This is a genomic window from Arthrobacter sp. zg-Y1171, assembly GCF_025244845.1.
GTDB lineage: Bacteria > Actinomycetota > Actinomycetes > Actinomycetales > Micrococcaceae > Arthrobacter_B.
Genome location: NZ_CP104264.1, coordinates 1,663,025 through 1,676,586, shown reverse-complemented (window position 1 = coordinate 1,676,586; position 13,562 = coordinate 1,663,025). Strand labels below are relative to the sequence as shown.

Genomic DNA, 13,562 nt, shown 5'->3' with positions numbered 1-13,562 from the left:
AGCCGGTTTAAGGCTCTCACGAGGTGCCGCCAAGGGCACGGGTGCCGGGAACGATCAGATGTAGCCCCGGTAACCGGACCAGGCCCGGCGCCGCTCCGGAAACGGATCCGATTCAATCCGGTCCAGCTTGTCGAACACGCGGGTTTGCCGGCGGACTTCGTCGTAGGCCGGCCAGTCACTGCCGGGGTGGGAATGCCGGGCCAGGCTCAGCAACGAACCCTGGAACCGTTTGGACAGGGCCCTCAGCTCTCCTGCTCCGCCCAGCAGGGTCAGGGCCTTGGCGGTTCCGATTCCGATATCCCCGAACATCACCGGCACATCGAAGGAATGGGTGGCGCCGAACCCCAGCAGGTTCATTGCCGGTGTTGCATAGTCATAGCGGTATGCCCAGGTGGGAGCAACACGCGAGTGGCCCTCGGCAACCATCTGGCTGGGATACCAGAACACCAGGTCGCCGCTGATATCCACCGAACGCTGCCGGGACGGGTAGCCGGGATACGCAGCCACCACCCGGTCCCGCGCCAGCGGATCGGTGCCTGCAAACATCTTCTCGATCCGTTGGGGCGTGGACGGCAGGATGTTGGAAACCTTCGCGAACAGCGCACCCTCCCGGGCCATGGTGCCCAGCACCAGGGGAACCGGATTCGAATCTCCGGCAAGGAACATGTCAACGGGGTGCCTGGGCAGGAAGTCGCCGTCTATCACCGGTGACACACTCAGCGACCCGGGCTGCTTGACCGGACCGATCTTAGTGGTCAGTTTCCGGGTGGCGTTGACCAGTTTCGCCGCGGGCAGCCCGGTCAGCGCTTCGGCGGCGCCAGAGGGCGGTACGCCGAGGATTTCCAGCAGATCAGCTGCCCACGCGGCGTGCATCTCCGGAGAATAGGCCGCCGATGGTGCCGGACTTTGCGCATAGGCCTGGTGGAACAGGGACCGGGCACTGGGAACGCACATCAGGGAGGTGACGGCGAGGCCGCCGGCGGATTCCCCGAAGAGGGTGACGTTGCGGGGGTCACCGCCGAATGCTTCGATGTTCTGCTGCACCCATTCCAAAGCGGCGACCTGGTCCCGCAGGCCCAAGTTGGCATCGAACTGCCGGTCCGGCGTCGAGTACGCGCGGAAGTCCATGAAGCCCAGCGCACCGATGCGGTAGTTGAGCGACACGTAGACAACGCCGCCGTCCCGGACCAGCCTTGTGCCCCGGTACGTCGGCTCCGCCGAGGACCCGGAGCTGAAGGCACCGCCGTACAGGTAGACCAGGACCGGCAGCAGCCCGGCCGCGGGTTCCAGCGGTGCAGAGACATTCAGGGAGAGGCAGTCCTCGTCCATGGCCACCCGGCGCCGGGTTCCGGTGAGGCTGGGGGCTTTGGACTGGGGAGGAACAGGCCCAAAGCTGCCGGCGAAGCGGATACCGCTCCAGCTCTGCGGCGGCTGCGGCGCCCTGAGCCGGAAGCCGCCCACGGGTGGTGCCGCGTAGGGGATGCCGCGCCAGGTGCGCACGCCGTCGTCGACTATGCCCTGTACCAGCCCGCTGCCGGTTTCAACCACCAGTGAAGCAACGTCAATAGCCACAATCGACTCTTTTCAGCCGGGGGAACCGCTGACCTGCGACTACCTACGATAGGCGTGCGTCGATTGGGCCACCAGATCACGACCCGTTGCCGGCCGTCCCGGCCCAACATCCCCGCCCAACATCCCCGGGCCCGGCCGTCCCGGTGCCTAGGCTGCGGTGGCGAGCTGCCGCTGTGAACCGGCGCTGCGCCGTCCATGGGCGGGCCTCGCCCCCAGGCGGCGGTGCAGAATGGCTTCCCGAAGGCAAAGTGCAGCCACTGCTGCGACGTTGAGGGCGATTTTTGTGCCCGTTGACCAATCGGTGCCGACGCACAACATCCAGACAAGGATCAGGACGGGCACCTCCGCCGACCTTAACGCCTTCACAGGGCGCTTCCGAGGCGCGCCAATGGAGTGCGCGGAATCCCTGCGCACCTGTACTGAACCGTAATGCCGTTGCTCCCGCAGGCCGCTGAGGCAGCACTGCGGTATTCCATCCTTGGAGCCATGAGGACACTTCTTCCGTGAAATCGCCCGAGACCTACGTTCCACACCTCCCAAGGATGCGTCACAGCATACTTTGTATCACATCCGGCACCGTGCCGCCGGATCGGAGGCCGGCGCCGGATCCGCCGGGTGCCCGGCGGCCAGCCGGGGCTAGGCTGCGCTGACTTTCCCGTCCGCGACTTCCCAGCGCGTGTCGAGCCGGACGTTCTCCAAGAGCCGCCTGTCGTGGGACACCAGCAACAAAGCCCCCTCATAGCTTTCCAGCGCCTCTTCGAGCTGTTCGATGGCGGGCAGGTCCAAGTGGTTGGTGGGCTCATCCAGGACCAGCAGGTTCACGCCCCGGGCCTGCAGGAGGGCCAGCGAAGCGCGGGTACGCTCCCCCGGGGACAACGCGTCGACGCGGCTCGCCACCTGATCCGCCTTGAGTCCTAATTTGGCCAGCAGGGTCCGCGCTTCCGCGGATGAGAGTTCCGGAACGGCAGCTTCAAAGGCTTCCCCCAGCGGCAGGTGGCCCGGGAGCTGGCCGCGGCCCTGGTCGATTTCCCCCACCGCGACCGAGGCGCCCAGAGAGGCCGTGCCGGCATCGGGCACCTCGCGCCCCAGCAGCAGCCGCAGCAGCGTGGACTTGCCGGCACCGTTGGGGCCGGTGATACCGATCCGCTCCCCGGCGTTCACCTGCACCGACACCGGGCCGAGGGTGAATCCGCCCCGGGTGAGTGCGGCGTCGTTCAACGTGGACACCACCGAGCTGGAGCGGGGCGCAGACCCGATGCGCAGCTGCAGCTGCCACTCCTTGCGTGGTTCCTCCACCTCGTCCAGGCGGGCGATGCGTGACTCCATCTGGCGGACTTTCCGTGCCTGCTTTTCGGATGACTCGGTGCTGGCCTTGCGCCTGATCTTGTCATTGTCAGGGTTCTTCTTCATGGCGTTGCGCACGCCCTGCGAGCTCCATTCCCGGGTGGTCCGGGCGCGGGAAACCAGATCCGCCTTCTTGTCAGCGAACTCGTCGTACGCCTCGCGGGCATGCCGGCGGGCGACGGCGCGTTCCTCCAGGTACGCCTCGTAGCCGCCGTCGTAGACCGCCACGCTGTTCTGTGCCAGGTCCAGCTCCACCACGGTGGTTACGCAGCGGGCGAGGAATTCACGGTCATGTGACACCAGCACGACGCCGCCGCGGAGTCCGCGGACAAACTGTTCCAGACGTGCCAGGCCGTCCAGGTCAAGGTCATTGGTGGGTTCGTCGAGCAGGACGATGTCGAAGCGGCTCAGCAGCAGGGCGGCCAGCGCCACGCGTGCCGCCTGCCCGCCCGAAAGCCCGGCCATCCCGGTGTCCAGGCCGAGCTGCAGGCCCAGGTCCGCCAGTACGGCGGGTGCCCGGTCTTCCAGGTCGGCTGCGCCGGACGCCAGCCACCGGTCCAGTGCGGCCGCATAGGCGTCATCCGCTCCGGGGAGTTCGGATCCCAGCGCCTCGGCAGCAGCCTCCATGGCTTCGGTGGAAGCCGCCGCCCCGGTACGCCGGGCCAGATACGCGCCCACGGTTTCACCGGCGAGCCGTTCGTGTTCCTGCGGCAGCCAGCCGACAAAGGCATCGGCCGGGGATGTGCTGACCGTGCCGGCCTGCGGTTCGGCCGCTCCGGCGAGCAACCGCAGCAGCGTCGATTTGCCGGCACCGTTGGCGCCCACCACGCCCACGACGTCCCCCGGCGCGACGGTGAGGGAAAGATGCTCGAAAAGGGTGCGGTGGGCGTGGCCGCCGGAAAGGTCCCGGGCGACGAGGGTTGCAGTCATGCCTCCATTCTATTTTGTGCACGCACCTGTTTCGGCTCAGGTCCGCGGCGGTAAGGTAGGCACCTGTTCCGTACCTAAGGACGATCATGACCTCCATGCATCCATCCGGTCCCGGGGCCCTTCGGCTGATCTTTCCGCAGTGGCAGGGCGCTGCCGGAGCAGGCGCCGTCGGTTCGCTGCCTGCGGGTCAGCCGCACCAGACCCAGCTTTCGTACCATCTCGGACCTTCCCTGCTCGAGTTGCTCTCCCCCGCCCATGAGGGACCCACCGCCTTTGTGCCGGTCAGCACCGACACAAAGGATGAGGCAGTGGAGACGGTGGACGGCATTTATGCCCGCGAAGCGGTCCTGCGCCAGCTCCGGGAAGGGCTCCGGCTGGTGTCGGAAGCCGATCCGGCGTCAGTGGTCACTTTCGGCGGGGAATGTTCGGTGAGTGTCGCTCCGTTCAGTTACCTGGCCGCCAGGTACGGGCCGGACCTGGCGGTGCTGTGGGTGGATGCGCACCCGGACACCGGGACCCCGGGCGACAGTTATACCGGGTTCCGGTCGATGTCCCTGTCGACGCTCGCCGGAGAGGGCGACGCCGAATTCCTGGCCGCGCTGCCGGCAGTGGTGGCGCCGTCAAACGTCCTCCACGTCGGCCTGCAGGACTGGCAGGATCCCGGCATGGCCAATAAGCGCCGGCTGGGAATCTCCAGCGTCGGGATCACCGACACTCCGGAGGACACCCGCCGGATTCTGGATTGGCTGGCGCTCACCGGAGCTACGAAGCTGGCCATCCACGTGGACCTGGATGTGCTGGACCGGCGGGATTTCACCGGAACAACGGGCAACGGCACCCGGGGCATGCGGGTGCCGGACATGCTTCGGATTATCGACGCCCTGGGCGATGCCGGGGAGATAGTCGGCCTCTCGCTCGCCCAGCACGCACCGCTGGAGCTCCTCCGCCTGGGCGGACTGCTGCGGGACCTGCCGGTCTAGGTCAGCGGTAGCCGCGGTACCCGTTCCAGGCTTCCCGGCGGTCCCGGTGCGGATCATGGATCACGTTGTCGGTGCCGTCGAAGACCTTGGTGGCGCGCGTCTCGACGCTGTACTCCGGCCACAGGCCCGGACCTCCGGTGCGGGCAAAGCGCAGCAGCGCGCCGCGGAACCGGTTGCCAACGGAAACGGCAGTGCGCTTGCCGCCGAGCAGCGTCAGGAACCGGCCCAGTCCGTCGTCGTAGTTTCCGAACACCGCAGGGATGTCCATAGCGTGGGTGGCACCCATTCCCAGCAGGTTCGCCATCCGCGGGGCATAGTCAAACCGGTAGGACCACGTGGGCGCGTACGCGCTGTGCCCTTCCGCCACCTGGATACTGGGCAGCCAGAAGACGACATCCCCGCCTACGTCGACGGCGGCGCGCTTGGACGGGTAGCCGGGGTAGGCGGCGAGGACCTGTTCCTTGAGCTCCGGTTCCGTGCGGGCAAACATCGTGTCGATCCGTTCCTCCGTGGTGGGGAGGATGTCCTGCACCCGGTCGAACAGCGCGCCTTCGCGGAACATATTGCCGATGACGAGCGGGATCCGGTGCGCCTTGCCCGTCCGGAAGGCATCGATGGGATGCAGCGGCAGGAACTCCCCGTCGACCACCGGTGCTACGGCCCGGGCACCGGGCTCGGACTCCGGCGTGACCTTGCGGGTGAGCGTGCCGACTGCCTTCACCAGGCGCTGGGCAGGCAACGTGGCCAGCGCATTCGGCGCGTCCTCTTCGGAGACCCCCAGCAGCTCGATCAGGCTGGCTGCCCACTTTTCCGGCAGGCCGGGGCCATAGGCAGTAGAGGGGGCCGAACTCTGCACGAAGGCCCGGTGGAAGAGCCCCTCGGCAGACGGAACGCACATCAGCGCAGTAATCGACATGCCGCCGGCAGACTCGCCGAAAACAGTCACGTTCCCGGGATCCCCGCCGAAGGCGGCAATGTTGCGCTGGACCCAGCGCAGGGCGGCCACCTGGTCCGCCAGCCCGACGTTTACGTCGAACGACCGCTCCGGCGTCGAATACCGGCGGAAATCCATGAAACCGAGTGCTCCCAGCCGATAATTCATGCAGACGTAGACCACATCCCCGCGTTCCACGAGGTTCCGGCCGTCATAGTCCGGCGCGGAAGCCGCCCCGATGGTGAACGCGCCGCCGTGGAAATACACCAGGACCGGGCGCGGCGGTGCCTCGCCCACCGGTGCAGTGACGTTGATGGTGAGGCAGTCTTCGTCCATGGGAGTCTTCCGGCCGGCGCCCATGGACGGCAGTCCGCGTTCCTGCGGCGCTACGGGACCGTAGCGGCCGGCGTCCAGCACGCCCTCCCACGGCTCCACGGGTCGCGGCAGGCGCAGCCGCAGCCCGCCGATCGGCGGTGCCGCGTACGGTATTCCCCGCCACGTCCGCACGCCGTTCACTAGTGTTCCCCGCACCATTCCGTCCGACGTCGAAACAGTGAGGTCCGGCTGAGCCGTAGTTGTTGCCACAGCGTTCCTTCCGCGGTTTTTCGAGCCCAGCGCGATCATATCCACGCCGCGGAGGCCGCCGCTATCCCCGCCGAACCTATTCGCACGAACTGCTAAGCCCGTGGCGGACGGGAGGGGCGCAAACCCTGCACAAGTTCAACAGCATGCTTATGGTGGAGGAACCGTCACCAACCAAAGGAGTAACGCATGTCCCGCATCGCCATTATCGGAGGTCACGGAAAAGTCGCCCTGCACCTGGCCCGCCGGCTGACCGACAAGGGTCACACCGTCACCTCCCTCTTCCGCAACCCGGACCACGCAGCCGATGTTGAACAGACTGGCGCCGAAGCCGTCGTCGCCGACGTGGAAAACCTCTCCACCGAACAGATCACCGAACTGCTTCGCGGGCAGGACGCCGTCGTCTGGAGCGCCGGGGCCGGGGGCGGCACCCCCGAACGCACTTTCGCCGTGGACCGGGACGCCGCAATCCGCTCCATGGACGCCGCAGAAGCCGCCGGAGCCGGCCGCTACGTGATGGTGTCCTACTTCGGTGCCGGCAAGGACCATGGAGTCCCCGAAGACGACGGGTTCTTTGCCTACGCCGAGGCCAAGGCGGACGCGGATGAGCACCTGCGGGCCAGCGGCCTGAACTGGACCATCCTTGGCCCCAGCGCGCTGACCATGGATCCCGGCACGGGCCGGATCGAAACGGGAGCAGGAGTCGAGGGCAAGTCCGTTTCGCGCGAAGACGTTGCCCACGTGGCCGCCGAAGTCCTCGAACGCCCCGAAACCGCCGGAAAGACCATCGAGTTCAACAACGGCCCGACGCCGATTGCCGAGGCCCTGGATTCCCTCGCCTAGCCGGTCCACCAACAGCAACGGCAGCCGCACCTGCGGCTGCCGTTGCTGTCTGCCCGGTGTTAACCAGTGATTTTGTACTTCTCGCGGTCCGCGGCGTCGAGGACCTGCTGTTCTTCAACGGCCATGGCGCTGCCGCCGCGGCTCCGCGGCATCCACCACGCGCCGGGCTCGGGCGTCACGGGGTAGGTATCGATGCAGTAATCGATTCCCTCCTGCAGTTCCTCCTGCAGCCGGCGGGTCTCTTCGACAACGTCGGCATCCGCTTCGACGCGCATCATTTCGCCCACGTGCACGCGCACCGGGGTTTTCCAGACGGCCTTGATGCTTAGGCCGTGCCCGCGGGTCAGCATGCGGTGGCCGCCCCAGACCGATACCGGAATGATCGGGACTCCGGCCTCGGCGGCCATGCGAACGGCGCCGGTCTTCAGCTGCCGCACGGTGAAGCTGCGGCTGACGCCTGCCTCGGGCAGGACCGCAAGGTAATCACCGCCGCGCAGCTTTTCTACGGACTCCTTGTAGGCTGCTGCGCCGTCGGCACGGTCCACCACAATGTGCTCGCACCAGTCGCAGACAGCCTTGACGAACTTCTTTTTCGTGGCTTTCTTGGTGACGAGGAACCGCATGTGGACCTTCAGCTTCCGCCACATCAGGAGCTCCGCGAACGCGAAGTCCAGGTAGCCAAAGTGGGTAATGGCCACCACTGCCCCCTTGCCGGGGACGACGGTGCGGTTCAGGCCGTGGATGTCTTCGTGGGCGGGAAGGTTCTCCAGGCCGGAGGGGATCACGGGGACCCTGAAGAGGCTGCGGGCAGTGAGGCCCGTAAATACGATGCCTCGATAGACGAACTTGTTGGGGTTACGCTTTGCGGGCAACGTCGGCTCCTGAGTCGGGGGGAATTTCGGGGCAGGCAACGAAATTCTACCGCGGTGCCCGATGGACGCCGGCCTGTTTGTCCGCGCGGCGGGGAAATGTCCGGCTCCGTGCTTCCCAGGTCCTCGACCAGCAGACGGGGGCCCGTTTGGCGGCTATCTTTTAGCCATGGTGATACGCGGAAGGTTCGCCGGCCGGGGGCCGGGCGGAAGGCCGCGCACCGAACCGGCCGCCCCGGCCGATCCTGCTGCCGCACGCGACGCACAACTCGGCGACGTTGACTGGTTCGCTCTTCCGGAGGGAGCGGTCCGTTCACGGTTCGCGGCGCCCAGCGGGTCCCTGGCTGCTGTAAGCATGGGAGAGCCGGGCAACCCGCCGGTGGTCCTCGTGCCCGGTGCCATGGGGTCGAAGGAGGACTTCTCCCTGGTTCTGCCGGAGCTTGCGGCTGCAGGGTATTTCGCCTTCTCCTTCGATCTTGCCGGGCAGTACGAATCGACGGGCGCGGGCCCTGAGCATCTCCGCCCGCCGCGCCAGCGGTTCGACTTCGATCTGTTTACGGACGACCTCACGGCAGTGCTGACAGCGTGCGGCCCGGCCCATGTGGTGGGCTATTCATTTGCCGGCATTGTTGCCCAGCTGACCCTGCTGAAACGGCCGGACCTGTTCCGCAGTATTACCCTGCTCGGCTGCCCGCCCCAGGGCGGGCAGAGTTTCCGCGGCGTGAGCTGGATCGGCTGGGCGGCCCCCCTGGTCGGGGACAGGATCAGCGCGGACCTGATCGTCTGGGGTGTGAAGCGCAATTTCATCCGCGCTTCCCCGGGCCGGATGGCGCTTGTCATGCACCGGTTCACGCTCACCCGGAAGGACTCGATCCGGGACATGGTGGGACTGATGCGCCACGCCCCGGACCTGAGGCCGGCCCTGCGCGCCACCCCGGTTCCCAAATTAGTAGCCGTGGGCGAGCATGATGTGTGGCCGCTGCAGCTGCACCGCAGTTTTGCCGACAGCATCGGGGCGTCCTTTGCGTCCTACAGCAGCGGACACAGTCCCAGCGAGCAATCGCCGTACGAGTTCACCCGCGACCTGCTGCGTCTGTTCGGTTCCGCGTCCTGAGAGCGGCCCGCTCCCTGCGGCGCCGCAGCGGCGGCTCCTCGCGGAACTCCACTTTGAAGGTGTCATAGGCCATGGCCACCCGCCGGCCGAGGCCGCGCCACGTGTTGAAGGGCCGTGCGGAGACGGCCACGCGCAGGTCCGGATCCCACCGGACCTGCATCCCGGGACGCAACTGATAGCAAAGGTCAAGGTCATCATGCACCCGAGGATTGTCCCGGTGCACCCGGGTCCTTAGCCGGTTCCACATGCTGCAGTGGAGGCCGAAGTTGGAGCCGAAGATCGGCGGGTGGCCCATCAACAGTGTCATGGACCAGCGGTACCCGCCGATGTAAAGGTGTTCCGCGATCCACCGGATCAGCCGGTTAGCACCGTAGAACTGACCCGGTCCGGTCACCGCAGTGTCTTCCCCCGCTTCAAGCAGGTCTGCTTCCAGCCGTTCCAGCCATTGCGGCGGCGGTACCGAGTCCGCATCCAGCCGGGCCAGCCATTCGCCCCGCGCCTCGTCAAAGCCGCGGAACGTCGCGGAGGTGACCCCCACGCGGGGTTCGTAGATCCGGCGCACTCCCGCTGCCCGGCAGACGTCCGCCGTTGCATCGGTGCTGGCGTTGTCCACGACCAGCACCTCGTCCGGCGGCCGGGTCTGCCGTGACACCGCGTCCAGGCAGGCGGCCAGCATGACGGCGTCGTTATGGGAAGGGATTACCACTGTGATAGTTGACATCGCGTCCTGGCTGCCGGTTGTCCGTTGCCCTCCGATTCTGCCACCGCACCCCTGCCGCGGCCATGCCGCGGGCAGCGGGGGCGGCGCCGGGCACCAAAACGGGAACCGCCCTTCCTGGACCGGCCTTCGTCCAACCGCCCGTCACGCGGCTTAACCCGCGGACATACGGGGCCACAATCCTTGGCGGGGCGAAAGCTGCGCAATTAGCGTGGCAGGGCTGCGGCAGTCGGCTGCGCAATCCCCTTTTTCCTAGGAGCAGTTCAATGCTTATTTCAGGCCTGCTGGTCGGGTTGGCACTCGGATTCGTTATGCAGCGGGGCCGCTTCTGCGTCACCGGAGCCTTCCGCGATGTCTGGGTTACACGCAATACCCGCTGGCTCACCGCGTTCCTGGTGGTTGTGGCCGTGCAAAGCGTCGGCGTCTTCGCCTTGGACGCCGCGGGCGTCATCACCCTGCAGGCCGAGGCGTTCCCCTGGCTGGCAACTATCGTGGGCGGCTTCATCTTCGGCTTTGCCATTGTGCTGGCCGGCGGCTGCGCCACCGGAACCTACTACCGCGCCGGCGAGGGCCTGGTCGGCAGCTGGCTGGCGCTGATCTCCTACGCACTGTTTGCCGCGATCATGAAGACGGGACCCCTGGCCGGTTTCAACACCGCGATGCGTTCCGTGACCGTGGAGCAGAGCAATTTCTACTCCGTCCTGGGCATCTCCCCGTGGCTGTTCGTGGCGGTGCTCGTCACCGCCGTGGCACTGGCGGTCCGGCACCACCTGGCCAAGCCCAAGTTCACCATGGCCGCCCTGCCGGCGTCGAAGACCGGACTGGCGCATCTCCTGTTCGAAAAGCCGTGGAATGCCTTCGCCACCGCCGTCGTCATCGGGCTCATAGCCACGGCAGCCTGGCCGCTGAGCTGGGCCACCGGCCGGGAAGACGGCCTGGGCATCACCACCCCCTCCTCCAAGCTGGTCACCTACCTTGTCACCGGCGATGCCGAGCTCGTGGACTGGGGTGTGTACCTGGTCATCGGCATCCTGCTCGGCTCCTTCATCGCAGCCAAGGGCAGCGGTGAATTCCGGGTCCGGGTCCCCGACGCCGCAACCGCCGTGAAGAGCCTCGGCGGCGGTGCCCTGATGGGCATCGGCGCCGCCCTGGCCGGCGGCTGCACCATCGGCAACGCCATGGTGCAGACGGCCCAGTTCACCTTCCAAGGCTGGACCGCGCTGATCTTCATGATCCTCGGCACGGGCGTCGCTGCGAAACTCACCATCATGAACCACCGACCGGCGCCTGCCTCCGCACGCGTCCCCGTCGGCGTCTGATTCCCCCACCCAAAAGCTCGAAAAGGAAATACACCATGGCACAGGTCACCCTGGAAACCAACGGATCCGTCTGCCCCTTCCCCCTCGTGGAGGCCAAGCAGGCTATGACAACACTGACCAGCGGCGATGAACTCGTCATCCACTTCGACTGCACCCAGGCCACGGACGCAATTCCGCGCTGGGCTGCCGAAAGCGGCTACCCGGTCACGGATTTCTCCAAGCGCGGCCCCGCGGAGTGGTCCATCACGGTGCAGAAGGCCTAGCACCGCTTGACCGCCGCACCGCTGAAGCCCGGCTCCTCCGTTCCGCGCCAGTCAAGAGCGCAGGATCCGCTGGCGCCGGGCTTCGGCGATGGCGGCGGTCCGGTTGTCCACACCGAGCTTTTCGTAGATGTGCACCAAGTGCGTTTTCACGGTCGCTTCAGAGATAAACAGCTTCCGGGCGATGGCCCGGTTCCCGAGGCCCGTTGCCAGCAGCTCAAGCAGTTCGAGTTCACGGCTGCTGAGGGCCGGAGCCGGACTCCGCAGATGGCCCATCAGCCGGGCTGCAACCAGCGGCGACAATGCCGTCCGCCCGTCCGCAGCAGCAGTGACCGCGGTACGGATCTCCCCGGGATCCGCATCCTTGAGCATGTAACCGGCCGCCCCGGCTTCGATGGCCGCCAGGATATCGGCGTCAGTGTCATAGGTGGTCAGAATCAACACCGGCGGGCCGTCGGCCGCCCGGATTCTCCGCGTGGCCTCCACTCCGTCCATGCCGGCGCCCATCTGCAGATCCATCAGTACAAGATCGACTGGGGTGCCCAGCACCTCCTGTTTACGGACTTCTGCCACGGCTGATTCCCCGTCCGCGGATTCGGCGGCAACCCGAATGCCTTCAAAGTCCTCCAGCATGGCGCGCAGACCGGCCCGAACCACCGGGTGATCGTCAACCAGCAGGATCCGCATCACTCTCATGTCCGTGTCTTCGCCGGAGCCGGTTGCGCCGGTTGCTCGGCAGCCGGCAGCGGAAGCCGTACCGCCACCACCGCGCCTTCGCCGGGCGCGGATTCGATGCTCAGCACCCCGCCCAGATCCCCTGCCCGCTCGCGCAGGGAGAGCAGCCCGAATCCGCTGCCGTCCCGGCGGGGGACGTCCGGGAGCGTTGCGGTGCTGAAGCCCGCACCGTCATCGAAGACATCCAGCGTCACTGCGTCGGGGGCATAGCTGAGGGTCAGTACCGCGGTATGTGCGCCGGAATGCGCCCGCACGTTGGCGAGGGAAGCCTGCGCCGCCCTCAGCAGCGTGGTTTCATACCGGGCATCGAGATCCACTGGCTCTCCGTCCACCCGGAGGGTGCACTCCAGCGGCTGACCGCCGGAAGCGGCCTGCCGGGAGTTATCGGCGCAAAGGCGCTCCAGCCCCGCGATGAGGGTCCCGCTCCCCGTTGCCGGTTCGGTCAGGCCGCGCACAAACTTCCTGGCCTCGGCCAGGTTTTCCGACGCAGTGGCCTGGACGGTGGCAATGCGTTCCCGGGCCAGATCCGCCTGTCCGCTTTCCAGTGCCGCGCCGGCCGCCCGCGACATCAGGACAATGCTGGAAAACCCCTGGGCCAAGGTGTCATGGATCTCGCGGGCCAGGCGTTCCCGTTCCGCCAGGACGCCCGCACGATGCTGGGACGCTGCCAGCTGCCCGCGGGTGCGCCGAAGCTCGGCCAGCGCACGCCGCTGGTTCACGCTTTCTCCGTGCAGCGCCGCGTAGGCGAAGCCCATCACCACCGCAAAAAGGGCCCCCACCACCGGGCCCAACAGAACTGCGAGAGTAAACCCTCCGGAGTGCACGCCTTGGGCGGCGACCACCGCAGCCGTCATCGCGATTACTGCCGCCAACGCGGGCACGGTCCGCAGCAGATGCAGGTCCAGGAAGAACAGGGGGAAGGCCAGCCAGGAAAAATCGGCGCTTATCAGCAGCAGAAGAAGCCATAGGAACGTTACGGCCGCCAGCCAATAGGGCCCGGCACGGCCGGGGTCCGGCCCGGTCCCCGTTACTGCGTAGCGTTTCTCTGCCACGGTTCCGGCGAGATAGACGACGGCGAGCACACAGGCGCAGGCATAGGCAGCCACGAGGCGGGGTGTTCCGGGCCCGTCCAGGGTCAGCTGGACCAAAGCCAGAACAAGCAGCCCGGCGAAGGCAACGTGCAGGGCTACCCGCAGCAGGCGGAGCACGGCGTCCCCTGCGACGGTCGCTGCAGCGGCAGACACGGTGCCGGCGCCGCCGTCGGGGCCCCCACTGCTTTGATTCGGCGCGCTCATGATTCCAGCCTAGGTCCGGCCGTCGGCGTCGGCATCAACCAAACGGTTGAGCGCAGGACCAACCGGT

At 67.1% G+C, this 13,562-nt stretch carries 12 protein-coding genes; 5 read left to right on the top strand and 7 right to left on the bottom strand.

Annotated elements, in window-relative coordinates; genetic code table 11:
* Positions 1 to 54: 54 nt before the first annotated feature.
* Positions 55 to 1,572 (bottom strand): carboxylesterase/lipase family protein, encoded by a 1,518-nt coding sequence (locus tag N2L00_RS07865; protein WP_255863048.1) that lies wholly within the window; start codon positions 1,570 to 1,572, stop codon positions 55 to 57.
* Positions 1,573 to 2,208: 636 nt separating this feature from the next.
* The gene (gene abc-f, locus N2L00_RS07860) at positions 2,209 to 3,846 is read right to left on the bottom strand and encodes a ribosomal protection-like ABC-F family protein (RefSeq protein WP_255863049.1); all 1,638 of its coding nucleotides are present in this window, start codon (positions 3,844 to 3,846) and stop codon (positions 2,209 to 2,211) included.
* Between the two features lie 86 nt (positions 3,847 to 3,932).
* Between abc-f and N2L00_RS07855 the strand changes: the two genes are divergently transcribed.
* Entirely contained in the window at positions 3,933 to 4,826 is an 894-nt protein-coding gene (locus N2L00_RS07855) for an arginase family protein (protein ID WP_255863050.1), read from the top strand.
* Position 4,827: 1 nt separating this feature from the next.
* Here N2L00_RS07855 and N2L00_RS07850 read toward each other — a convergent pair whose 3' ends face one another.
* Positions 4,828 to 6,345: a carboxylesterase/lipase family protein gene (locus N2L00_RS07850; RefSeq protein WP_255863051.1), complete on the bottom strand. Its 1,518-nt coding sequence runs from the start codon at positions 6,343 to 6,345 to the stop codon at positions 4,828 to 4,830.
* A gap of 186 nt (positions 6,346 to 6,531) precedes the next feature.
* Here N2L00_RS07850 and N2L00_RS07845 point away from each other — a divergent pair, with 186 nt between their 5' ends.
* Positions 6,532 to 7,185 carry an SDR family oxidoreductase gene (locus N2L00_RS07845; protein WP_255766117.1) on the top strand — a complete coding sequence of 218 codons (654 nt, stop codon included), beginning with the start codon at positions 6,532 to 6,534 and terminating at the stop codon, positions 7,183 to 7,185.
* Positions 7,186 to 7,244: 59 nt separating this feature from the next.
* Here the strand turns inward: N2L00_RS07845 and N2L00_RS07840 are convergent, their stop codons facing one another.
* Positions 7,245 to 8,057 (bottom strand): 1-acyl-sn-glycerol-3-phosphate acyltransferase, encoded by an 813-nt coding sequence (locus N2L00_RS07840; RefSeq protein ID WP_255766116.1) that lies wholly within the window; start codon positions 8,055 to 8,057, stop codon positions 7,245 to 7,247.
* A 166-nt stretch (positions 8,058 to 8,223) separates the two neighbouring features.
* Between N2L00_RS07840 and N2L00_RS07835 the strand changes: the two genes are divergently transcribed.
* Positions 8,224 to 9,168: an alpha/beta fold hydrolase gene (locus N2L00_RS07835; protein ID WP_255863052.1), complete on the top strand. Its 945-nt coding sequence runs from the start codon at positions 8,224 to 8,226 to the stop codon at positions 9,166 to 9,168.
* On the opposite strand, the gene N2L00_RS07830 is transcribed toward N2L00_RS07835, so the two are convergent.
* Positions 9,128 to 9,889 (bottom strand): glycosyltransferase family A protein, encoded by a 762-nt coding sequence (locus tag N2L00_RS07830; protein ID WP_255867575.1) that lies wholly within the window; start codon positions 9,887 to 9,889, stop codon positions 9,128 to 9,130. The genes N2L00_RS07835 and N2L00_RS07830 overlap by 41 nt on opposite strands.
* Positions 9,890 to 10,152: 263 nt before the next feature.
* Here N2L00_RS07830 and N2L00_RS07825 point away from each other — a divergent pair, with 263 nt between their 5' ends.
* The gene (locus N2L00_RS07825) at positions 10,153 to 11,205 is read left to right on the top strand and encodes a YeeE/YedE family protein (RefSeq protein ID WP_255863053.1); all 1,053 of its coding nucleotides are present in this window, start codon (positions 10,153 to 10,155) and stop codon (positions 11,203 to 11,205) included.
* Positions 11,206 to 11,240: 35 nt separating this feature from the next.
* A complete protein-coding gene (locus tag N2L00_RS07820; RefSeq protein ID WP_229952011.1) occupies positions 11,241 to 11,468 on the top strand; it encodes a sulfurtransferase TusA family protein in 228 nt (75 codons plus the stop codon).
* A gap of 51 nt (positions 11,469 to 11,519) precedes the next feature.
* Here the strand turns inward: N2L00_RS07820 and N2L00_RS07815 are convergent, their stop codons facing one another.
* Together N2L00_RS07815 and N2L00_RS07810 are read right to left on the bottom strand one after the other, a co-directional pair.
* Positions 11,520 to 12,161, bottom strand: a complete 642-nt coding sequence (locus tag N2L00_RS07815; protein WP_152272204.1) for a response regulator transcription factor — start codon at positions 12,159 to 12,161, stop codon at positions 11,520 to 11,522.
* On the bottom strand, positions 12,158 to 13,495 hold the full coding sequence (locus N2L00_RS07810; RefSeq protein WP_255863054.1) for a sensor histidine kinase: 1,338 nt from the start codon (positions 13,493 to 13,495) through the stop codon (positions 12,158 to 12,160). The genes N2L00_RS07815 and N2L00_RS07810 overlap by 4 nt, the downstream gene beginning before the upstream one ends.
* Positions 13,496 to 13,562: the final 67 nt, after the last annotated feature.